Source organism: Gemmiger formicilis (genome assembly GCF_016900095.1).
GTDB classification, from domain to species: domain Bacteria; phylum Bacillota; class Clostridia; order Oscillospirales; family Ruminococcaceae; genus Gemmiger; species Gemmiger formicilis_A.
Map to the genome: position 1 here is coordinate 22569 of NZ_JACJJP010000017.1, position 22762 is coordinate 45330.

19 protein-coding genes are annotated in these 22762 nt (G+C 64.2%); 13 read left to right on the forward strand and 6 right to left on the reverse strand.

Annotated elements, in window-relative coordinates; genetic code table 11:
- Positions 1 to 29: 29 nt before the first annotated feature.
- Positions 30 to 1367, reverse strand: coding sequence for a hypothetical protein (locus H6B15_RS09260; RefSeq protein ID WP_204647704.1), 1338 nt, complete (start codon positions 1365 to 1367; stop codon positions 30 to 32).
- Positions 1368 to 1516: 149 nt separating this feature from the next.
- Between H6B15_RS09260 and H6B15_RS09265 the strand changes: the two genes are divergently transcribed.
- Together H6B15_RS09265 and H6B15_RS09270 are read left to right on the forward strand one after the other, a co-directional pair.
- Complete coding sequence (locus tag H6B15_RS09265; RefSeq protein ID WP_204647705.1) at positions 1517 to 2023, forward strand: phosphatase PAP2 family protein; 507 nt, start codon at positions 1517 to 1519, stop codon at positions 2021 to 2023.
- A 19-nt stretch (positions 2024 to 2042) separates the two neighbouring features.
- On the forward strand, positions 2043 to 2615 hold the full coding sequence (locus tag H6B15_RS09270; protein ID WP_204647706.1) for a hypothetical protein: 573 nt from the start codon (positions 2043 to 2045) through the stop codon (positions 2613 to 2615).
- Positions 2616 to 2662: 47 nt separating this feature from the next.
- On the opposite strand, the gene H6B15_RS09275 is transcribed toward H6B15_RS09270, so the two are convergent.
- Positions 2663 to 3283, reverse strand: coding sequence for a flavodoxin family protein (locus H6B15_RS09275; protein WP_204647707.1), 621 nt, complete (start codon positions 3281 to 3283; stop codon positions 2663 to 2665).
- Between the two features lie 139 nt (positions 3284 to 3422).
- On the opposite strand from H6B15_RS09275, the gene rlmD reads away from it, so the two are divergent.
- Complete coding sequence (rlmD, locus tag H6B15_RS09280) at positions 3423 to 4580, forward strand: 23S rRNA (uracil(1939)-C(5))-methyltransferase RlmD (protein ID WP_204647708.1); 1158 nt, start codon at positions 3423 to 3425, stop codon at positions 4578 to 4580.
- Between the two features lie 54 nt (positions 4581 to 4634).
- Here the strand turns inward: rlmD and H6B15_RS09285 are convergent, their stop codons facing one another.
- Positions 4635 to 5108, reverse strand: a complete 474-nt coding sequence (locus tag H6B15_RS09285) for a TspO/MBR family protein (RefSeq protein ID WP_204647709.1) — start codon at positions 5106 to 5108, stop codon at positions 4635 to 4637.
- A 114-nt stretch (positions 5109 to 5222) separates the two neighbouring features.
- Here H6B15_RS09285 and H6B15_RS09290 point away from each other — a divergent pair, with 114 nt between their 5' ends.
- A complete protein-coding gene (locus tag H6B15_RS09290) occupies positions 5223 to 6107 on the forward strand; it encodes a CorA family divalent cation transporter (RefSeq protein ID WP_204647710.1) in 885 nt (294 codons plus the stop codon).
- A gap of 69 nt (positions 6108 to 6176) precedes the next feature.
- Here H6B15_RS09290 and H6B15_RS09295 read toward each other — a convergent pair whose 3' ends face one another.
- Entirely contained in the window at positions 6177 to 7892 is a 1716-nt protein-coding gene (locus H6B15_RS09295; protein ID WP_204647711.1) for an ammonium transporter, read from the reverse strand.
- A 227-nt stretch (positions 7893 to 8119) separates the two neighbouring features.
- Positions 8120 to 9106, reverse strand: coding sequence for a Gfo/Idh/MocA family protein (locus H6B15_RS09300; RefSeq protein WP_204647712.1), 987 nt, complete (start codon positions 9104 to 9106; stop codon positions 8120 to 8122).
- A 210-nt stretch (positions 9107 to 9316) separates the two neighbouring features.
- On the opposite strand from H6B15_RS09300, the gene H6B15_RS09305 reads away from it, so the two are divergent.
- From H6B15_RS09305 to H6B15_RS09320, 4 genes are read left to right on the forward strand one after another with little or no spacing between them, the layout of a single operon-like run.
- Complete coding sequence (locus tag H6B15_RS09305) at positions 9317 to 9919, forward strand: AAA family ATPase (protein WP_204647713.1); 603 nt, start codon at positions 9317 to 9319, stop codon at positions 9917 to 9919.
- Between the two features lie 3 nt (positions 9920 to 9922).
- On the forward strand, positions 9923 to 11299 hold the full coding sequence (locus tag H6B15_RS09310; RefSeq protein ID WP_204647714.1) for an MATE family efflux transporter: 1377 nt from the start codon (positions 9923 to 9925) through the stop codon (positions 11297 to 11299).
- 25 nt (positions 11300 to 11324) lie between these two features.
- On the forward strand, positions 11325 to 11948 hold the full coding sequence (locus H6B15_RS09315) for an HdeD family acid-resistance protein (protein ID WP_204647715.1): 624 nt from the start codon (positions 11325 to 11327) through the stop codon (positions 11946 to 11948).
- Between the two features lie 36 nt (positions 11949 to 11984).
- Positions 11985 to 13415: an NAD(P)/FAD-dependent oxidoreductase gene (locus tag H6B15_RS09320; protein WP_204647716.1), complete on the forward strand. Its 1431-nt coding sequence runs from the start codon at positions 11985 to 11987 to the stop codon at positions 13413 to 13415.
- 97 nt (positions 13416 to 13512) lie between these two features.
- Here the strand turns inward: H6B15_RS09320 and H6B15_RS09325 are convergent, their stop codons facing one another.
- The gene (locus H6B15_RS09325; protein WP_204647717.1) at positions 13513 to 15012 is read right to left on the reverse strand and encodes a S1C family serine protease; all 1500 of its coding nucleotides are present in this window, start codon (positions 15010 to 15012) and stop codon (positions 13513 to 13515) included.
- 226 nt (positions 15013 to 15238) lie between these two features.
- Here H6B15_RS09325 and H6B15_RS09330 point away from each other — a divergent pair, with 226 nt between their 5' ends.
- The 5 genes from H6B15_RS09330 (at position 15239) to H6B15_RS09350 (ending at position 22629) form a co-directional block, all read left to right on the forward strand.
- On the forward strand, positions 15239 to 16117 hold the full coding sequence (locus tag H6B15_RS09330) for a GNAT family N-acetyltransferase (RefSeq protein ID WP_204647718.1): 879 nt from the start codon (positions 15239 to 15241) through the stop codon (positions 16115 to 16117).
- 195 nt (positions 16118 to 16312) lie between these two features.
- Entirely contained in the window at positions 16313 to 17926 is a 1614-nt protein-coding gene (locus H6B15_RS09335) for a peptide chain release factor 3 (protein WP_204647719.1), read from the forward strand.
- Positions 17927 to 18105: 179 nt separating this feature from the next.
- Complete coding sequence (locus H6B15_RS09340; protein WP_204647720.1) at positions 18106 to 19494, forward strand: radical SAM protein; 1389 nt, start codon at positions 18106 to 18108, stop codon at positions 19492 to 19494.
- A complete protein-coding gene (locus tag H6B15_RS09345) occupies positions 19491 to 20594 on the forward strand; it encodes a hypothetical protein (RefSeq protein WP_204647721.1) in 1104 nt (367 codons plus the stop codon). Before H6B15_RS09340 ends, H6B15_RS09345 begins: the two co-directional genes overlap by 4 nt.
- A complete protein-coding gene (locus H6B15_RS09350; protein ID WP_204647722.1) occupies positions 20584 to 22629 on the forward strand; it encodes an AAA family ATPase in 2046 nt (681 codons plus the stop codon). The genes H6B15_RS09345 and H6B15_RS09350 overlap by 11 nt, the downstream gene beginning before the upstream one ends.
- The last annotated feature ends 133 nt before the right edge of the window (positions 22630 to 22762 follow it).

The following is a 22762-nucleotide window of genomic DNA, read 5'->3' on the forward strand; positions in this document are numbered from 1 at the left end:
CGGCGCCCGCATACGGACGCCGCTTTTTTTCATTGTGTTTTTTCGGGCAACGGCCCGTGCACCCCGCCCCATTGCCGGGGCGCCTGGGCAAACACCACCCCCGCCAGCAGCAACGCCGCCGGGTTGGTGGTCAGGTGAAAACTCTGGCACTCGGTGTAGGCGTACACCAGCATGATCAGCAGGCAGCACACCTCCACCCGGCCGCCCCGCCGGGCAAAGCCCCACAGGGCCGCCAGAATGCCCAGCACCAGCAACACCGTCACCACCGGGCCGAACTGGTACAGGGAGAAGACAAAGCTGTTGTCGATGGCGGGCCATTCGGGCAGAACCTGGCCGGCGATCTTCACATCCAGCAGCCGGTAGGCCAGCCACACCTGGGAGAGCCGCCCGGTGAGCACATAGTCCAGCTTTTCCATCCAGTCGGGACCGAAATCCGACCAGCCGGGGCCGTTCTTCACCATGGGCACGGGCAGCAGGAAGGCCAGGGCCGTCAGGCCCAGCACCGCCGCGGTGCACAGGTACCGGGCAAACCGGGGCAGCGGATGGTCCCGCCGCAGCCGGCACCAGGCCAGCAGCACCGCCAGTCCCAGGCAGCTCAGGGCCGCCGTGCGGGACGCCGGGCCCACCATGAGGAAGATCCCGGCCGCCGCCGCCACCGCGGCGTCAACCCAGCGGGGCTTTCTGGCCCGGAGCATGGCGTAGGCCAGCACCAGACCGAACACCAGTCCCCCGAAGGTATTGGGGTGGCCGTAGCCGTAGGTGCCGCGGATTTCATACACGTTGCGCTCCGCCGCCAGGCCCGGGGCCGGGGGCAGCAGCCCGGCAAAGTTCAGCCCGGCCACCAGCACCACCGCCGCCAGACCGCTGTACAAAAAGGCTTTGAGGCCCTTTTCCAGCGGCAGGTCCTTGGCGGCCATCACGGCCACCACCAGACCGATCCACCAGATGTTGTGGCAGTTGAAGTAGACCCACCGGGCGATGAAGTACAGTGCCCCGGCTACCCCCAGGGTCCGCCAGGTGTACCTGGTGCCGAAGAGGATCTTGGCCCCGAAGAAGAGGAAGGCCGCCCAGTCCAGCACCGGCGCCAGCACCCCCTGCACCCAGGGCCAGGCATCCCGGGCCATGCTGTTGCAGAAAGCCACGCTGACCTCATAGGCAGCCAGACCCGCCGCAAAGCAGACCCCGCCGGCTTTGGTGCGCCAGGCGGCGCCCCAGTTGCCGAACAGATAATGGTCCTGCCCCCATAGCCAGCCGAAGGCACGCCCCGCCCGGCCGGGGCCCGGCGTCTGGGCAAGCCATGCCTGCCCCAGGTCCCATACCGCCGCCGCGAACAACGCCAGCAGCAGTCCGTTTGCAAATCCGAACACCCGGCCCGGCCTCCTTTACAAAAAACGTTCTGGGCCTATTATACCTGCCGGGTCCCGGTTTGACAAGCCGCACGGGGGATGGTATCCTTGACCTGTACCTTATTATAAAGGAAAGCAACCCCGCCAAATTCCGGAAAGGAGGCCCCGCCATGACCGCGGACCGTTACCGGGCGGTAATCGGCTGGTTCAACGCCCGCCCCGCCGCCAAGAAGCTGCTGCGCGCCGTATCCCTGGGTTCGGTGGCGGCAGTGTACCTGCTGTATGCAGGGCTGGCCGTCCTGATGATGCTGCGGGGCAATTCCCTGCTGTGGCCTTTGCTGGCGGTGCCCGCCGTGGTGTTTGTGCTGGGCACCGCCCTGCGCCGGGCCATCAACCGTCCCCGCCCCTACGAGACCCTGGGCTTTGCGCCCCTGTTTCCCAAGGACACCAAGGGCCAGAGCCTGCCCAGCCGTCACTGCTTTTCGGCGGCCTGCATCGCGGTGGCGGCCATTCCGGTCAGTCCTGCCGCCGCGGCCGTGCTGGCCGGGCTGGCGGTGGTCATCGCCCTGACCCGGGTGCTGTGCGGGGTGCATTATATCAGCGACGTGCTGGTCGGGCTGGTGTTCGGCGCGGCGGCGTCCCGGCTGGGACTGATTCTGTATTTTACCCTGTTCTGACAAGGGGAAAGGAACCTTCATGAAACACAAGATTTTGCTGTTCCTGACGGCGCTGGGGCTGGCCTTCGGGCTGAGTGCCTGTTCCTTCGGGGACTTCATGGCCTATCTGTACGGCAGCGAGAACGCCGCCAAGGACGCCCCGGCCTACGTCCAGTACGACGGGGCCAACGGGGTTTCGGTGATTTACGACACCAGCGTGTGGGAAGCTCCCACCGAACCCCAGCCGGACACGGTAAGCCTGATGTGCGGCACCAGCTTCAACTATACGGCGGTACTGCTGCAGGTCACCGATACCTACACCGATTTTCTGGCCCAGTCGGGGGCGGAACTGGCCAAGGAGACCACCGCCGCCGTGGAAGAGCCGATGGACTTTACCGTTCCCGATGCCGTCGTGAAGGCGGTGGGCTACGACTGCGGCGGTTACCAGGCGGTGTTTGCCGAAGTCACCTACGACAGCGGCCTGACCGTGTATGTGTCCGCCATGACCCACTCCGCCGAGACCGACCACATTGTGTCCCTGCTGCAGGGGGTATTTCCTACCGGTCAGACACCGGAGAGCGCCGCCCTGCTGACCGAAGACGCCGCGGCCTGACAGGCAACGCAAAAGGCCGGGGCAAGCCCCGGCCTTTGTTGTCAGATTCAGCGGATAAAGTTGGTGCGCAGCGCGTTTTCAGCCACCGGGGGTTCAATGCCCGCGGCGCGGCCTGCCTGGATGCACTTGAGCATCCAGGCCATGTTGTGGCCCAGGTTGCGCATGATCTGCATGCCTTCCTCGTCCTGGGCGGCCTGTTCGGCGTTGCTGCCGTGGACCATGGGCCAGTAGGTGGAGCTGATCAGGGGCATCTCATAGAACTGGGGTACCTTTTCCAGGGCTTCCAGGGCGGAGGTAGTGCCCGCACGGCGGGCGCTGGTCACGATGGCCGCCGGCTTGTGGCGCAGGGTCCGCCCGGCGCTGTAGGCCAGCCGGTGCATGAAGCCCAGCATACCTGCCGCTGCGGTGGCGTAGTGCACCGGCGCGCCGAAGACAAAGGCGTCGGCCTTTTCGGCCAGGGGCACCACATCGGCCACCGGGCCGCCGAAGACGCACTTGCCCGCCTTGGCGCAGCCGCCGCAGCCCACACAGCCGCCCACCGGGGCCGTCCCGATGTGGAAGATGGTGGTCTCGATGCCGTCGGCGTTCAGGGCCTTGGCCACCTCCTGCAGAGCGGCGTCGGTGCAGCCATGGGCGTGGGGGCTGCCGTTGATGAGCAAAACATTCATGATACAATCCCTCCGTGTGCGGCGCCGGACAAATCCGGGCCGGTAAATCATTCCAATACCAGTATACCACAGGCGGCAAGCCCCCGGCCAGGCCGCCCCACCTTATACGCCCCACCTTATATATAAAGGAAGTTGCCCTATGTCCACCCCGACCTGTCCCTTGCAGTCCCGCCGCTGCGGCGGCTGCCCCTTGCTGCACCTGCCCTACGAAGAGCAGCTGGCCCAAAAGCAGCAGAAAGCCCGGGCCCTGCTGGAACGCTATGCCCCCGTGGCCCCCATTCTGGGCCAGGCCGACCCCTGGCATTACCGCAACAAGGCCATCGCCACCTTCACCCAGGGCCGGGGCGGACTGCAGGCGGGCATCTACGCCGCCGGCACCCATCATGTACTGCCCATGCCCCAGGCGGGATGTCTCTTGCAGGATGAGGTCCTCAACCAGACCCTGAAAGCCGCCCTGGATGCCGCCCGCACCTGCCGCTGGCCCGCCTTTGACGAGGACCGGGGGACTGGCCTGGTGCGCCATCTGCTGGTGCGCCGGGGCGTGCACACCGGCCAGGTGATGGTGGTGCTCGTCACCTCCGACCCCCGTCTGCCGGGCAGCCGCAATTTTGTTGCCGCCCTGCGCAAGGCCGCCCCCTGGGTGACCACGGTGGTGCACAACTGCAACCCCCGCCGTACCAGCGCGGTGCTGGGCCGGGATGTGCGGGTGCTGTATGGTCCGGGGCATATCCTGGACACCCTGTGCGGGCTGAAATTCACCATCTCGGCTTCCAGCTTTTACCAGGTGAACCCCGCCCAGACCGAAGTGCTTTATCACAAAGCCATGGAAGCCGCCGCCCTCACCGGCAAGGAGACGGTGCTGGACGCCTACTGCGGCACCGGCACCATCGGGCTGTGCGCTATGGCCGCCGGGGCGGGACGGCTCATCGGGGTGGAGAAGACCCCCGCCGCCGTGAAGGACGCCGGGGCCAACGCCGCCCGCAACGGCATCCGGAACGCCCGGTTCTTCTGTGCCGACGCCACCCACTGGATCGGGGAAGCCGCCCGGGAAGGCCTCTCCCCCGACGTGGTGTTCCTGGACCCGCCCCGGGCGGGCACCACCCCGGAGTTCATCGCCGCCGTCACCGCCATGAAGCCCCAGCGCATAGTGTATGTGAGCTGTGACCCCGAAACCCTGGCCCGGGACGTGGCTCTCTTTGCCCGCCGGAGCTGGCAGGCCACCGGATTCCAGCCCGTGGACCTCTTCCCCCACACCGAACATCTGGAGACGGTGTGCACCCTGGTGCCGAAAAAGTAAAACGATGCCCACAGCAGCGCGGCGGCGGACTTTCGTCCGCCGCCGCTTTTTGTTTCAGTTCAACATCCACACGCCCAGGTTGAGATACCCCGCAAAGGTCAGCCAGGCCAGGTAGGGCCACTGCAGCCGGGCGGCCCACACATCCGCCTTCCCGAACCAGCGGATCATCACAAACACCAGCGCCCACAGCGCCGCCAGCCAGAGGAAGGCGAATCCGTACCACTGCAGGTTGAAGAAGATCAGGCTCCAGAAGAAGTTGAAGCCCAGCTGCACCAGATAGACGGTCAGCGCCCTGGTCCGGTCCTCACCGGCGGGGCTGCGGTCGATGACCGAAGCCCCGTAGCCCATCAGGGCGTACAGAATGGTCCAGGCGATGGGAAAGACGATTCCTGGCGGCGAAAACGGCGGTTTTTCGATCTGCTGGGCATACAGCTGGGCGCCGTCCCGGCTGAGCCACCCCGAAAAGGCCCCCACCGCCTCGGTCACAATGATCCAGAACGCGATATTTTTCCACCCTTGTTTGTTCATAACGGCATCACCCTCTGCCAGTATATGCAGTTTGTGCCGCCCTATGCCCCCTTTCCGGAATAGGGCGGTCCCGGCCGGGCCATACTTCCGCAAAGAGAAAAAGGAGGGTCTGCCATGCGCCGCTATCGCCTGGACCCCGCCGGACGGCTGCACACGGCGGCGGGCAATCAGGGCAACGTGTTTTTGCTCACCCCGGAGGAACTCCCCCGCTGTCCGGGGCTGCCCCACCGCCGGGCCCTGGCCGCCGCGCTGGAAAACATCCGCTACTGCCGGGCGGCCGCCTACCGGGACTGTGTGCAGGGCACCATCCGGCTGCCCACCGGGGGCATGCCCCTGCGGTTCTGTTTTTGCCTGAACGACGCCGAATTGTATCTGATTCCCGCACCGGAAAGTCCCGCTCCCCTGACCCCGGCCCTGCCGGCGGCGGCCCCCGCCACCCCCGCCGGGGTGCTGCTGGCCCTGCTGGAACAGCACATGGGGGCCGACGCCCTGGTGTTGCAGACCCTGGAAAAACGGCTCAACGCCCTGGAGGAAGCCCTGGCCGCCGGGCATATCCGGGGATTTGAGTCCACCGTCATGGCAGAGCGCCGCACCCTGGCCGCCCTGCACGGGGCCTATGCCCAGCTGGTGCTGCTGGGGGACGAACTGCAGGCCGACGCGCCCCGGATGCTGAACCGGGCGGAGCGGGCGGCCTGGCAGCGGGCCACCACCCGGGCCGCCCGCCTGCGGGACGAAGCTGAGACCCTGCGGGAATACATCCTGCAATTGTGGCAGGTATACCAGTCCCGCATTGAGCTGGAACAGAACCGGGTGGTCACCATGCTCACGGTGGTCACCACCCTGTTTTTGCCCCTGAGCCTGATTGTGGGCTGGTACGGCATGAACTTTGACGGCATGCTGGCCCCCAACGTGCCCTGGGGCTACCCCACGGTGGGGGCAGTGTGTGCCCTGGTACTGGGGGCGGGGCTGCTGTTTTTCCGCCGCAAGGGGATGCTGTAAACAAAAAGAAGGACCCCGCCGCAAACGGAGTCCTTCTTTCGGGATGGCTGCTATGGCCGGGATGTGTGCTTACTCCACATCCTGCAGGGCGTCGTAGTCCACCTCACCGGTACGGACCTTGACAACCTTGGCCACGTTGTAGACAAAGATCTTGCCGTCGCCGATATGGCCGGTGTACAGCGCCTTGGTGGCTGCATCGATGATCTTATCCACAGGAATCTTGCTGACGACGACTTCCACCTTGACCTTGGGCATCAGGGTGGCGTCGACCTCGGCACCACGGTATTTCTCGCCGCTGCCCTTCTGCAGGCCGCAGCCCATGACCTGGGTCACGGTCATGCCGGTCACGCCTACGGCGTTCAGGGCACGCTTCAGATCGTCGAACTTGGCCAGCTGCACGATCATGGAGACCTTGTGCATGCCGGAATCCAGATCGGCGGGCAGGGGGGCTTCCTTCTGGACCTTGATGGCGGCCGCCACCTGGGCGGGGCTGGCCTTTTCCAGATCGCTCTGGCCCAGGTCGGTGTTTTCGTTCACGGACAGATCAGCATAGCTGGCATCGCTGATGGCGAAACCGGCGTAGGCGCTGGCCAGGCCATGTTCGTGGATATCCAGGCCGTCGATTTCCTCCTTTTCGGAGACACGCAGGCCAACGAACTTCTTGATCAGGCTGAAGATGATGAACATGCTGACCAGGACCCAGGCAGCCACACAGACAACGCCCAGAGCCTGGATGCCCAGACGGGCGAAGCCGCCGCCGTAGAACAGGCCGCCATCGGTGGCGAACAGGCCCACGGCTAGGGTGCCCCAGGCACCGTTGGCGCAGTGGACGGAAACGGCACCCACAGGGTCATCGATGCGGGCGATCTTGTCGAAGAACTCAACCGAGAGGACAACCAGCACACCGGCGATGATGCCGATGATGGCGGCGCCGTAGGGATCGACCTCATCACAGCCGGCGGTGATGGCAACCAGGCCGGCCAGCGCGCCGTTGAAGGTCAGGGACACATCGGGCTTGCCGTAGCGCACCCAGGTGGTGATCAGGGCGGCCACGGTGGCCAGAGCAGCGGCCAGGTTGGTGTTGAAGCAGATCAGGCCGGCGGAGACCATGGTGTCGTCACCGGTCATGGAGACGGTGGAGCCGCCGTTGAAGCCGAACCAGCAGAACCACAGGATGAAGACGCCGAGAGCCATAGCGGTCATGTTGTGGCCGGGGATGGCGCGGGGCTTGCCGTCCTTGTCGTACTTGCCGATACGGGGACCCAGCATCCAGGCGCCCAGCATGGCGGTGACGCCGCCGACGAAGTGGACGGCCGTGGAACCGGCGAAATCATGGAAGCCCAGCTGGGACAGCCAGCCGCCGCCCCAGATCCAGTGGCCGGAGATGGGATAGACGATCAGGCTGATGGCGGCGGAGTACAGGCAGTAGGCGCTGAACTTGGTGCGCTCGGCCATGGAGCCGGAAACGATGGTGGCGGCGGTGGCGCAGAACACCGTCTGGAACACCACATACACCCAAACGGGCAGGGTGCCGAAGTCATAGCTGCCGCGGATGAACGGGTCGAACCCGCCGATCAGCGCGCCGGAGCCGGCGAACATCACGCCGAAACCTACCAGCCAGTAGCAAGGTGTGCCGATACAAAAGTCCATCATGTTCTTCATGAGGATGTTGCCCGTGTTCTTGGCACGGGTCAGGCCCGCTTCGCACAAAGCAAAGCCCGCCTGCATGAAGAACACCATAAACGCCGCTACCAGCGTCCATGTTACGTCTGCGGAATTGTACATATTCATGTCTCCCCTCTTGCATGTTCAAAATCAAATGACAAAAGGCGCCGGGCGGTGTTTTACCGTCCGGCGCCTTTGCCATTTGCTTTGTTGTCCCCATGCTAGCACAGCCGCGGCGGCGGGTCAAGGGGTTTTGTTCACATTCCGTTCATCTTTGTGGGTTTTTGTGGGTGCAAAGGGAAAGTTTTCCACAATTCTTGTGCAATCCTGTTAAAAATCAGGAGGCATTACTGTACGTCATCGGCGTGCAGCCGGTCCAGCAGTTCCATCACAGCCAGGGTCCGGGTGCGGGCTTCAGCCTCGGCGGCCCGGTCCTTTTCCGCCACGATCCGGGCGAATTCCGCAAATTCGTAGGCCATACGGTGGCGGGTGGCCCGGGGTGCATCGGTGCGGGTTCCCCCGCCCCGGATGCCGCCCAGCACGGCGTACACCTCGTCCAGACTGTTGGTGCCCCCGTGCAGCATCAGGTAGCCGCCGGGGCCCTGGATGCTGGCGAACTTTTCGCTCTCGCTGTCCTTGGCGGCCAGGGCCACGGCACAAAAATCCGGGTAATACAGCAGGGCGGTGCCCGCCGTGTCGATGCCGTTTTGCCCCAGGCTGGGCCGGTACTCGCACTCTTCCGGCATGCCCAGCAGTCCCCAGAAAAAGTGCAGGTTGTACACGTTCATATCATTGAGGGCGCCGCCGTTGCAGGCAGGGTCGAAGGTGGTGTTCCAGATGCCCTTGAGGTAGTCGTCGTACCGGGCACTGCGGGCGCAGAAGCTGGCCATGGCCCCCCGCACCGGCCCGATATTGCCCATATTGTCCCGCAGGAAGCGGTAGGCGGGCAGGTAGGGGGTGGTGATGGCCTCAAAGAGGATGACCCCCTTGCGGTCGGCCAGGTCAAACAGCTCCCGGGCTTCGGCGGCGGTGGCGGTGAAGGGCTTTTCCAGAATCACATGATACCCTGCTTCCAGAGCCTTTTTGGCCGCGGTGTAGTGCAGGTGGTTGGCGGTACCGATGTAGACGGCGTCGAAGCCGCCGGCGGCGTAGCAGGCGTCCTCGTCGGTAAAGACCCGGGGCACGCCGTGGGCTTCGGCCATGGCTCGGGCCTTGGCCTCGCTCTGGGGGCGGCAGCACAGGGCGGTGACCTGGATTTCGGGCATTTCGGTCAGATGGGCCATGAACTCCGCCACAATGCGGCTGGTGGACAAAACAGCCAGTTTCAGGGGCATAAAAATCCCTGCCTTTCCTTGATTTGGGCGGCCGGTTCCCGGGGAAACAAAACCGCGTTTTTTTCCATTATACCCCAGCCGGAATCCGGGTGCAATCGGGCGCACCGCCCCTTGTTTTTTGTTTTGTTCACCGTTATAATGAGTATAGTGGGGATGGTGCGGCCTGCGCGGCCCCGCCAGCCTCAAAATTTGAACTGTGAGGTGGATTATATGGAACCCCTGGTCATCACAATGGCACGTGAATACGCTTCCGGCGGCAGCGAAATTGCACAGCGCGTCGCAGATCTTCTGGGTGTGCCCCTGTACAACAAGGAGCTGATCACCCTGGCCGCCAAAAAGAGCGGTCTGACCGAAGAAGCCATTGCCGCCAGCGAGAATCAGCGCAGCGGCAGCCTGATCTACAGCCTGTATATGATGGGCAACACCATGCCCCTGGCCGACCAGGTGTACATCCTGCAATCCAACGTGATCAAGGAGCTGGCCCAGCAGGGTTCCTGCGTGATTCTGGGCCGCTGCGGCGACTATGTCCTGCGGGACCGTCCCAACGTGCTGAGCACCTTTGTGTATGCGCCGCTGGATCTGCGCATCCGCAACGCCAAGGAACGTCCCGGCGCCAAGGACATGCCCGACCGTCTGTGGGAGACCGCCCTTGCCAAGCATGACCGCGCCCGCGCGAGTTATTATAACTATTACACCGAGAACCGTTGGGGCGAGGCCAAAAATTATGACTTGTGCCTGAACGCTGCCCTGGGCCGGGAAGCCTGCGCCCAGCTGATCGTGCAGGCCGCCAAGGCAATGGAGGCATCCGTGTAAGAAATGAGTAAGACCGTATCCGCCGCCCGCATGGGCACCGAACCGCTGAATCCGCTGCTGCTTTCGCTGGCGATCCCCATGATGATCTCCATGCTGGTGCAGGCGCTGTACAACGTGGTGGACAGCATCTTTGTATCCTACGTCAACGAGGCGGCCCTGTCCGCCGTCAGCCTGGCCTATCCCATCCAGAACCTGCTCATCGCCTTTGCGGTGGGCACCGCGGTGGGTGTGAACGCCTACCTGTCCAAGAATCTGGGCGAAGGCAACCACGCCGAGGCTGACCGCGCCGCCGCCAACGGCTTGTTCCTGGCCGTGTGCAGCGCCATCGCCTTCCTGCTCTTCGGGCTGTTCGGGGCCAGGGCCTTCATCCACGCCCAGACCTCCGATGCGCTGATTGCCCGCTACGGCTCCGAATACCTGAGCATCTGCACCATCTTCAGCCTGGGCTGCTGTGTGCAGTGCATGATGGAAAAGATTCTGGTATCCACCGGACGCAGCACCTTTGCCATGACCACCCAGCTTATCGGTGCCGTGACCAACATTGTACTGGACCCGGTGTTCATCTTCGGGCTGTTCGGCGTGCCCCGCATGGAGGCCGCCGGCGCCGCCGTGGCCACCGTCATCGGCCAGTTTGTGGGCGCGGGTGCGGCTTTGACCCTGCATTTCCTGTACAACAAGGACGTGCACATCTCTTTGCGGGGATTCCGTCCCGCCCCGCGCACCATCCTGCGCATCTACCAGGTGGGCATCCCCTCCATCGCCATGAACGCCATCGGCAGTGTGATGACCTTCGGCATGAACGCCATCCTCATCGCCTATTCCAGCACGGCGGTGGCGGTTTTCGGGGTATACTTCAAACTGCAGAGCTTTGTGTTCATGCCGGTGTTCGGGCTGAACAACGGCATGGTTCCCATCGTCAGCTACAACTACGGCGCCCGCAAACCCGACCGCATCCTGGGCACCAAGCGCCTGGCCGCCATCTACGCTGTGGGCATCATGTGCCTGGGCTTCCTGGCCGGGCAGTTCCTGCCGGGGGTGATGCTCAGCATCTTCAACGCCAGCCCGGACATGCTCAGCCTGGGCACGGTGGCCCTGCGCATCATCTCCATCTCCTTCCTCATGGCCGGTTTCAACGTCATCTCCTCCGCCTACTTCCAGGCGCTGGGCCACGGCGTGCTGGCCTTGTGGGTGTCCATCATCCGCCAGCTGGTGGTGCTACTGCCCACCGCCTGGCTGCTGAGCCTGGCCGGCCGGGTGGAGCTGGTGTGGTGGGCCTTCCCCATCGCCGAAGTCTTCGCCTTTGTGCTGTGCATCGCCTTCCAGCGGGTGTGCTACAACAAGATCATCCGCCCCATGCGCACTGCCGCGGCGGCGGCATGAGACCTCTGCAAGGAGGGGTTTGACTATGCTTCGCAACATGCGTACCGGTATGTTGATTCTCAGTGTGCTGTATTTTGTGCTGGGCCTGGCCCTGCTGGCCGCCCCCGCCACCAGTCTGCCCTGGATATGCGCCGGGTTCGGGGCGCTGATCGCCCTCACCGGTGCCCGCAGCCTGTGGCGGTATTCCCGCAACAAGGAGCGGGGCCTGGCCGCCCTGTTCACCCTGGCGGGCGGGGTGGTCACCCTGGCCCTGGGCCTGTTTTCCCTGCTGCGCCCCGATTTTGTACAGTGGGTGCTGCCGGTGGTGTTCGGCGCTTTCCTGATCGTGGACGGTGGTGCCCGGGAACAGAGCGCCTGGCAGCTGGTGCGCCGCAAGGGCCAGCGCTGGTGGGTGCTCATGCTGCTGGGCTTTGTCACCGGCATTGCGGGCATCCTGCTCATTATGCAGCCCTTTGCGGACTGGAAGGTGGATTCCATCTGGCTGTCCGGTCTGCTGCTGATCCTGGAGGGTGTGCTCAACGCCGGATGCACCGTCTACACCGCCATGCTCCTGCGGGATCTGGACAGGGTAGAAGCCGAACCGGAGGAACCGGCCCCATCCGTGGAAAGCGATGTGCTGCCCTCCGATCCCGAGGATTCCCGACCGTAAAGTTGAATTCACAAACAAAAGGAGACCCTTTTCCCTATGGCAAACCAGTATGATCTGATCATCGTCGGCGCCGGCCCGGCCGGTATCTTCACCGCCCTGGAACTGCTGCGCAAGAGCAGCCGTCCCGAGGCGCTCAAGATCCTGCTCATTGAAAAGGGCAAGCCGGTGGAGCGCCGCCATTGCCCCAAGGCCGAGGTGGGCCACTGTGTGAACTGCAAGCCCACCTGCGCCATCACCACCGGTTTTTCCGGTGCGGGAGCCTTCTCCGACGGCAAACTTTCCCTGTCCCGTGAGGTGGGCGGCGAACTGCCCGAGCTCATCGGGGAGGATTTTGCCCAGGACCTCATTGACTACACCGACAAGATCTATCTGGAATTCGGCGCCGACCCCCATGTGGAGGGCGTGTACGAGGGTGCCGAGATCAAGGAGATCCGCAAGCGCACCATCCAGGCCGGCCTGCAGCTGGTGGACTGCCCCATCCGTCATCTGGGCACCGAAAAAGCCCAGCAGCTCTATCTGAACATCCAGAACTACCTGGCCGCCAAGGGCGTGGAGATGTGGTTTGACACCGAGTGCGACAACATCCTGCTGGACGGGGATACCTGCCGGGGCGTGGTGGCCCGCAAGACCGGCGAGCCGGACACCGAGGCGGTGGAAGTGACCGCCCGCCAGGTGGTCATTGCCACCGGACGCCGGGGCGCCGAATGGCTGGAAAAGATCTGCGCCGAGCACAACATCGCCCACCGTCCCGGCACTGTGGACATCGGTGTGCGTGTGGAATGCCGCAACGAGATCATGGAGACCATCAACAACGTGCTGTATGAGGGCAAGCTCATCGGCTATCCCAACCCCTGGAAGAACAAGGTGCGCACCTTCTGCCAGAATCCCGGCGGCTTTGTGGCCCAGGAAAACTACGACAACGACCTGGCGGTGGTCAACGGCCACAGCTTCAAGGACCTGAAGAGCTCCAACACCAACCTGGCCATTCTGGTCAGCCACAACTTCACCGAGCCCTTCAACCAGCCCATCGCCTACGCCCAGAAGGTGGGCGAGCTGACCAACATGCTGGGCGCGGGGCACATTCTGGTGCAGCGGTACGGGGATATCCTGAACGGCAAGCGCACCTGGCCCCAGGAACTGGCCCGCTCCAACGTCCGCCCCACCCTGAAGGATGCGGTGGCCGGGGACATCACCGCCGCCATGCCCTACCGGGCCATGGTGAACATCATCGAGTTCATCAAGATGGTGGACCATGTGGTGCCGGGCTTTGCCGCCCCCGAAACCCTGCTCTATTCCCCCGAGCTGAAGTTCTACTCCAACAAGGTGCGGATGGACACCGACCTGGAAACCAACGTGGCCAACCTGCACTGCCTGGGGGATTCCTCCGGCTGGACCCGCGGGCTGATGATGGCTTCGGTCATGGGCGTGCTCATGGGCCGCAAGCTCATTGAAAACCACGGCTTCTGATCAAAACCAAAAAAATCCCCGGCACGAAGTTTTTGCCCTTCGTGCCGGGGATTTTCTATTTCCTGGGAAAGGATTTCATGCTGTGCTGCGGATGGGATCAGCCGGCGGCGTTCTCGGTGGTGGAAGCCGCGCTGGTGTTGGTGCCTTCGCCCAGCACCACCTGGTAGGTGGCCATCTTGCCGTCCCGCTCGATCTGCAGGTTGACGGTGTCGCCCACCGCCTTCTGCTGCAGGTACCCGGTCAGGTCACTGCTCTCGGAGACGGAGTTGTCGTCAATGGCAATGATGCGGTCGCCCACCTGCAGGCCGGCGTTGGCCGCGCCGCTGCCCGGGGTAACCTGGTAGATATACACGCCGTAGTCGGACACACCGAACTGCATGGCGTTGTCCTGGGTGACGGTGATGACGGTCACACCCAGGGCCGGGCGCTTGACATAGCCGTTCTCAATCAGGTCCTGGGCAATGTCCATGGCCGTGTTGATGGGGATGGCAAAGCCCAGACCTTCGGCGTTGGTGGCTTCACCGGTGTTGGTGGTGGAGCCGCTCTTGGCGTTGACAATGCCGATGAGTTCGCCCTGGCCGTTGAACAGGCCGCCGCCGGAGTTGCCCGGGCTGATGGCCGCGTCGGTCTGGATCAGGCTCATCTCATTGCTTTCCACCTCCACCGAACGGTTCACCGCGCTGATGATGCCGTCGGTGACGGTGCCGCTCAGGGTGCCCAGGGGGTTGCCCACGGCCACCGCCAGTTCACCCACGGCCAGCGCGTCGGAATCGCCGATGGTGGCGGCGTTCAGGCCGGTGGCGTCAATCTTGACCACCGCAATGTCGGAGGTGGTATCCTCGCCCACCACGGTGGCGGTGTATTCGGTGTCGTCGGGCAGCTGCACCGTGATGTTGGTGGCGCCGTTGACCACGTGGGCGCAGGTCAGGATGTAGCCGTCCTGGCTGATGATGACACCGGAACCGGCGCCGCTCTGCACATAGTTGCCGAACCAGCTGTTGGTGCTGACCATCTGTTCGGTGGTGATGGCCACCACGCTGGGCTGTGCCTTGGCCGCGATTTCGGTCATGGTCAGGTTGGTGCCGCCGGCGCTGCCCTGGTTGGAAGCGGTGGCGTTTTCGTCACGCTGCACCTGCTGCACCACCACCTGGTTGCCGTTGAGCCCGGCGCGGGTGGCGGCCACCGTGCCCAGCAGACCGCCGCCGAAGCCCAGCACCACAACGCCCACACCGGCCAGCACACGCAGGCCGATCTTCTTGCCGTTCTTCTTGTGAGGACGGGGCGGCTGGGGCGGGGTGGTCTGGGTGCCGTAACCGTTCACCGGACCGGTGGGCCCGCCGGGATTGCCGTAGCTGCCGGCGCCGGGATTGGACGCGGTGTAGGTATGGGCCTCGCCGGAGTTGGGCGCATCGGCCGAAGCCTGGCTGGTATAGTCGGTACGGGCGGTGTTGGCGGTGTTCATGCCGCTGCTGCCCACGTTGGGATAGCCCCCCGCGGTGTTCTCGGTTGCGGAGCCCTGGGGCGGCGTGGTCCCGCCGGTGGGCGGGGTATTCTGCGGGTTCTGGTTATACAGACCCGAGTAATCGTATTCGCTCATGATTTGTGCACTCCTTTTATCTATTCAATACGCGGGATCGGCGCCAAAGCGCCTCCGGCTCTCTTTCTTTCGAGCTTGTCTATGAGTATAGTCGCCAATTGTGAAATTGGTTTTTCCTGACCGTGAAACAAATGTGAAAAGCCCGCGGCCATCGCCTTTGCCGGCCTTGACAAACCACGGTTCTTGGCCGTATTCTAATGACAAATCACAGGAAAGGAGCCCCGCCATGCAGGTCACCCGACAAGGCAACCGCTATCTACTGTACAAGGAATCCTCCCTCATCGGTCAGGCCGAGCTGGACGGCGACCGCATCACCCTGTTCACCGTCCATACCCAGTGGCGGGGTCGGGGATACGGCAGCTATCTGTTACGGGAAATGCTGCGGATGAACGACGGATTTGCCCGCCAGATTTCCAGCCGGTTTGTGGCCCCCGCCCCGGAAAACGACGCCGCCATGGCCCTGCTGCAAAAGTTCGGGTTTTCCCCCACGGGGGCGCCGGACGGGTCCTGGCAGCGGGTGCATGCCCCCGACCTGAGCGCCGTGGAGCTGTGCCACCGGTTTCTGGAAAGCACCATTCCCACCGGCGGGTCCTTTCTGGACGCCACCTGCGGCAACGGCCACGACACCCTGTTTTTGTGCCGCAAGGCATCTCCCAACGGCCGGGTTCTGGCCATGGACATCCAGCCCGCCGCAGTGGAAGCCACCAACCGGCTGCTGGCCGAGCACGGCCTGCAGGGGGTGGGGCGGGCCATCGTCTGCAACCACCGGGACCTGGGGCATCTGATTCCGCCGGGCACCCTGGACGGGGTGATGTTCAACTTCGGCTGGCTGCCCGGGGCGGACCACGCCGTCCACTCTGCCGCCGAAAGCACCCTGCCCGCTTTGCAGGCGGCGCTGGATGCCCTGAAACCCGGCGGCGTGCTGGCCGCGGTGCTGTACAGCGGCAAGGTCATCGGCGACGGGGAAAAGCAGGCGGCGCTGGAATTCTTCCGGTCTCTGCCCCTGACCAAGTACACCGTACTGGTGTGCGAGTTCGCCAACTGGGCGCCCACGGCGCCTCTGCCCTGCTTTGTGCTGAAACGGCCCTTCCACACCGGTCTTTGAGTATTATACCACACCCCGGGTTCGCCTCCAAGGCGGTCCGGGGCATTTTTCTGGCCCGGGAATGTAAAAATTCGTTGCAATTGCGCGCCAAACAGGGTATGATAAAAGAGTATGTATAGAATAGAGGAGTGTGCCCCCATGTGACCGATGCCTTTTTGCCGTCACTGTCACAGATACGAAGGAGTAAAGGAAAATATGGCTTCATTGCGTGAAGAAATCGAAAGCCGGCGCACATTTGCGATCATCTCGCACCCCGACGCCGGCAAAACCACCCTGACCGAAAAGCTGCTTCTGTACGGGGGCGCCATCCAGACCGCCGGTTCGGTCAAGGGCAAGCAGAGTGCCAAGCACGCTGTGTCCGACTGGATGGACATTGAAAAGCAGCGCGGCATCTCGGTCACCTCGTCGGTGCTGCAGTTCCGCTACCAGGGCAAGTGCATCAACATTCTGGACACCCCCGGCCACCAGGACTTCTCCGAAGATACCTACCGCACCCTGATGGCGGCGGACTCTGCCGTCATGGTCATCGACGCGGCCAAGGGCGTGGAGGCCCAGACCATCAAGCTGTTCAAGGTCTGCACCCTGCGCCACATCCCCATCTTCACCTTCATCAACAAGATGGACCGGGAGGCCCGGGACCCCTTTGAGCTGATGGAGAACATCGAGGAGATTCTGGGCATCAAGACCTATCCCATGAACTGGCCCATCGGCTGCGGCAAGGGCTTCAAGGGCGTGTTTGACCGGGCCAGCCGCCGGGTGCTGGCCTTTGAGGGCGACGGCCGCGCCAACGGCGTGCGGATGGTGGATGAGATTGAGGCAAGTCTGGGCGATGCCGCCCTGGACGAGCTCATCGGCACCGAAAACCACCAGCGCCTGGCCGACGACATCGAACTATTGGACGGCGCCGCCGAGGAGTTTGACCTGGAGGCGGTACACCGCGGCGAGCTGTCCCCGGTGTTCTTCGGCTCGGCGCTGACCAACTTCGGCGTGGAACCCTTCCTGCGGGACTTTTTGCGCCTGACCCCCACCCCGCTGCCCCGCAAGGACGCCGAGAGCGGCGAGCTGGTGGATCCCATGCGTTCGGATTTTTCCGGGTTCATCTTCAAGATCCAGGCCAACATGAACAAGAACCACCGGGACCGCATCGCCTTTGTGCGCATCTGCTCCGGCAAGTTCGAGCGCGGCATGGAAGCCTACCATGTGCAGGAGAACAAGAACATCAAACTGGCCACCGGCACCAGCATGATGGCCGACGACCGCGCCATTGTGGACGAAGCCTACGCCGGGGACATCATCGGCCTGTTTGACCCGGGCATCTTCTCCATCGGCGACACCTTGTGCACTGGCAAGCCCCATGTGCGGTTTGCGGGCATTCCTACCTTCGCCCCCGAGCACTTTGCCCGGGTGACCCAGGTGGACACCATGAAGCGCAAGCAGTTCGTCAAGGGCATGGAACAGATCGCCCAGGAAGGCGCCATCCAGATCTTCCGGGACCTGGACGCCGGCATGGAAGAAGTCATCGTGGGCGTTGTGGGCGTGCTGCAGCTGGAAGTGCTGGAATACCGCCTGAAGAATGAATACAACGTGGATATCCGGATGCAGAACCTGCCTTACGAGTATATCCGCTGGATTCTGAACACCCCTGACGAGCTGGACCCCAAGACCCTGGACGTGACCAGCGACACCCGCTGTGTGGAGGACCTGAAGGGCAACCGCCTGCTGCTGTTCGGCAGCCCGTGGAGCATCAACTGGGCCCAGGAACACAACAGCGACCTGCGCTTGTCCGAGTTCGGCAACCTCACCTTCTGATTGTACGATGCACCGTTCACCCGTCCGCAGATTGCGGGCGGGTGTTTTTGTTTGTTGGGCACCGTCCTTGTCCTGTCCCCGGTTGTGTGGTATAATAGCCACAAATTTCTGAAACGTTTTTGTCTGGGTCGGTTTTGTGACCGAACCCACTTTTTGAATATGATACAGGAGGGTATCTCATGCCGCTTTTGAGCCGGGCCGAGACCCAGTTTCTGCGCCGCCATCTGGACCACGTGTGCCACGTCACCCTGGACCCGGACGGTCCCGGCGCCCTGCGCATCCATCTGGTGCCCAGCCGGCACCAGCACACCGCCGTACCCTTTGTGGCCATCCTCAACGGGCGGGACATTCTGCCCCTGAGTGTCTCCTGGGCCATTCTGCTGGCCAACCTGATGGAAGCCCTGCAGCCCTATGAGGGCCGCCGGATGGAGGAAGAAGAACAGAAACAGGCGGCCGAAACCGCCGTACAGGCCACCGCCGCCGTTTACAGACAAACGCCAACGGAACAGATCGCCGCCGATTTGGATTCCATGATGACCTCCCTGCTGGCCATTGCCCGGGGCGAAACCCCGCCGGTGGAGGTACAGCCCATGGACCTGGGGGCCTATGCCCCCCACATGGCGGCCCCCCACCGCGTGGACCTGCTCGTCAGCGCCATGGTCAAGGATGGCGCCTGGCACTGCAACCAGAAATGTCTGCACTGCTACGCCGCCCGCCAGCCTTACGGCGAAACCGAGGAGCTGGACACCGACCAGTGGCTGGCCGTCATCCAGAAATGCCGCACCGCGGGCATTCCCCAGCTGACCTTTACCGGCGGCGAACCCACCCTGCGCCACGACCTGGTCAAGCTGGTGGACGCCGCCCAGTGGTTTGTGACCCGGCTGAACACCAACGGCCGGATGCTCACCAGCGCCTTGTGCCACGATCTGTACGAGGCCAGCCTGGACAGCGTGCAGGTCACCCTGTATTCCGCCGAAGAATCGGTTCATAATACCCTGGTGGGGGCCCCCGGCTTTGCCGACACGGTGGCGGGCATCCGCAATGCCCTGGCCGCCGGGCTGAACGTGAGCATCAACACCCCGCTGTGCAGCCTGAACAAGGACTACGCCGCCACCCTGGCCCTGGCCCACGAACTGGGCATCCGGTACGCCACCTGCAGCGGGCTGATCCCCGCCGGCAGCGCCCAGACCCCCGAAAGCCGGGGCACCCGGCTGAGCCCCGGGGAGCTGACCCGGGTGCTGCGGGAAGCCCTGGACTTTGCCAATGCCCACGGGATGGAGCTGGATTTCACCAGCCCCGGCTGGCTGTCCGACGAAACCTTGCAGCAACTGGGCTTCAAACAGGTGCCCAGCTGCGGGGCCTGCCTGTCCAACATGGCCATTGCCCCGGACGGCACCGTCCTGCCCTGCCAGAGCTGGCTGTGCGGCCCTGGTCTGGGCAACATCCTGCACCAGCCCTGGCGGCGCATCTGGAACCACCCGGCCTGCCGGCGTATCCGCCGCCAAAGCGCCAAAATGCTGCACATCTGCCCCCTGGGTGAAACACCTTTGAAGGAGGACGCGCCATGAAAGCCTGTGTACGTTTCCGCCGTCGCCTGACCGCCCTGTGCGCCGTCCTGCTGCTGTTGCTGCTGGCTGTTCCCTCCGCCCACGCCCAGGAAGGGGACCTGGACCGCATCAACCAATACACCGTCACTGTGGACCCCCGGGTGGACGGCAGCGCCGACATCACCTACGACATTGACTGGGAGGTCATCGGCGGCAGTTCCGAGGACCCGCTTTCCTGGGTCAAGATCGGCCTGCCCAACGACCAGGCCAACGACTTTGAAAATCTGACCCCCGACACCGTGTCCAGCGTACGGCTGCAGAAGGAAGGCAGCAACATTTTTGCCCGCGTCACCTTTGTGCGCCGCTACTACGAACCGGTGTACGCCGCCCAGGCGGGCCAGCAGAGCCGGGTGCAGTTTGCCTTCAAGGTGCACCAGAGCTATCTGTACACCCGCAACAGCGACGGCACTGCCAGCTACGTCTTCACCCCCGGCTGGTTCGACGACCTGGAAGTGCAGAATCTGACCATCCGGTGGAAGGCCGCCGACGGCATGACCGCCGACACCGACACCCTGGAAGACGGCTACTATGTGTGGGATTTCGGCACCCTGGACCACGGGGAGAAAGCCACCGTCCGGGTTCAGATGCCCGCCGCAGCGGTGGCCGCCTATGACCCCGCCACCGAAATGCCCGCTTCGGCCCAATCCGACCCCATGGGGACCGTGCTGGCGGTGCTGCTCTTTTCCGGTGTGCTGGGCCTGATCGTCTATCTCCTCTACCGGCAATCCGCCCGGCCCCACTGGCGGGGCGGCTTCAGCGACGGGGAGGTGCTGTGGTACACCAACGGGGTGCACACCATCCACCTGGCCCCGGGAGCGGTGCCCCCTTCCGGGTACCGGCCTACCAATCCCCCCGCCGGGTTCCATGCCGACGGCGGGTCCTTCCGGGGCGGCGGCGCCGGACGCACCGGCGGCAGCTGTGCCTGCGCCTGTGTGGCCAGCTGTGCCTGTGCCTGCGCCTGTGCGGGCGGCGGACGAGCCGGCTGCAGCGTAAAGAACTTCTACCGCATTGCCGTGACCACCGGCAAGGAGGACGGCAAGGAGGAATCCCATGAGCATTGAGGACGGATACGACGCCTGGGTGCGGGGCCTGATGGGCTCCGCCCGGGGCGCGGACAAGCAGCAGGCCGACGCAGCCGCCGCCAGCCTGGCGGACATGCAGGCCCAGCTGGATGCTCTGACCGCCGCCAAAAAGCGCAGCCGCGGCACCCGCAACGTGCTGGATGCGGTGGACAAGGCGGCGGCCGCCACCACCGAGAACGTGCGCCGGATGAGCAGCGAGCTCACCCGCAACCTGCGCACCGACGGACTTTTGCAGAACGCCCCCGCCCAGCCTGCGGCCGCCCCGGCCCGGGGTGCGGGGTTCGAGGGCCTGGCCGCCGAGGTCCGCACCGAAGTGCTGGGCCAGGACGCCTTTGTGGCGGATGTGGTCAAGGCCTTCCGCCGTCCCTTTGTCATGGGCACCGAGGACCCCCGCAAAGCCCGGGGGCCCATGCTGCTCTGCGGGCCGGAGGGCACCGGCCGCCACTATACCCTGCGGTGTGTGGTGCGCCGGATGGCCGACCGGGGGCTTTTGCCCAACGCCGACATCGACACCCTGGACCTGGCGCTGTACCCCGGCCCCGCCCAGGAAAAACTGTTTTTGCAGGATCTGTACGCCGCCCTGCAGTCCCCCGCCCAGGTGCTGGCCTTTGACCATTACGAGGCCTGTGCCGCCTCCTACCTGAACATGCTGGCCGATCTGGCCATGGACGGCACCCTGGCTTTGTCCAGCCGGTATGTATTGCAGCGGGGGATTCTGGTGGACGTGGGCACCGCCCTGGCCCCCGGCGCCGTGGGCGAGCTGAGCGCCAGTGGCAAATACTTCGTCTTTTTCTCCGAGAAGGACGAGGCCGCCCTGGCCGACCGGTTCGGCGCCCGGTTTGTGGACGCCCTGGCCGGGGATATCTGCCGCACCGATCCCTTCACCCCCGAAAGCCTGGCGGCCATCGCCGCCCGGGAGCTGAATTTTCTGGCCCAGAAAACCCGCCGCCAATGCGGGCTGGCCCTGTCCATGGGTGCCGACCTGCGGGACTACCTGGCCGCCCAGTACGGCAAGCGGGGCGGCATGAGCGCCATGCGGGACTTTGCCGACCGGCTTTTCCGGGCACTGGCGGAATACGTGCTTTCCTCCGACACCGCCCCCGCCGACGGCACCCCCGTCACCCTGACGGTGCGGGAGGGCCGGATCTTCGCCGACGTGAACGGGGGCGAGCCCTTTGACCTGCTGGCCCTTCTGCCCCAGCAATACCGGGGTGATGTGGAAGCGGTGGAGGCCGAGCTGGACCGGATTGTGGGCCTGGACGAGGTGAAAGCCTACGTGCGGGACATTGCCAAAAACGTGCAGGCCCAGCAGCGGCGCAAGGCCCAGGGTCTGCCGGTGGCGGAAATCAACATGCACATGATCTTTACCGGCAATCCCGGCACCGGCAAGACCACCATTGCCCGGATTCTGGCCAAGTACCTGAAAGCCATCGGGGCGCTGGCCGGCGGGCAGCTGGTGGAGGTGGGCCGGGCCGACCTGGTGGGCCGGTATGTGGGCCACACCGCCCCCCTGACCAACCAGGTCATCAACAGTGCCCTGGGCGGGGTGCTCTTCATCGACGAAGCCTACAGCCTCTACCGCGGGGGCGAAGACAGCTTCGGCCTGGAGGCCATCGACACCCTGGTCAAGGGCATTGAGGACCACCGCAACGACCTGGTGGTGGTGCTGGCCGGGTACACCCGGGAAATGCAGACCTTCCTGGCCGCCAACTCCGGGCTGGCCAGCCGGTTCCCCAACCAGATCGAGTTTCCCGACTACACCGCCGACGAGCTGTGGGCGATCACCCGGTCCCTGGCCCAGGCCAAGGGCTACCGCCTGGACGAGGGCTGCGCCCTGCCCCTGAAGAGCTGGTTTGCCCGCCGCCAGGCCACGGACGCCGCCAAGGCCGGCAACGGCCGCATGGCCCGCAACGTCCTGGAACGGGCCATCCTGAACCAGTCCCGCCGCCTGGTGGCCGACCCGGCCGCCCCCCTGGACCTGCTTTTGCCCGGGGATTTTGAGCTGGACGAATAAAACCGAAACATGCCTTGCCCGGTTTTCCGGGCAGGGCTTTTTGTTTGGAACGGAAAAGAAATGATAAAAAAATTTTCTTTGCTTCATTTTCTTGATCTGTATCTATTTTTGTTGTTCAGTTGTCCAAAAGCCA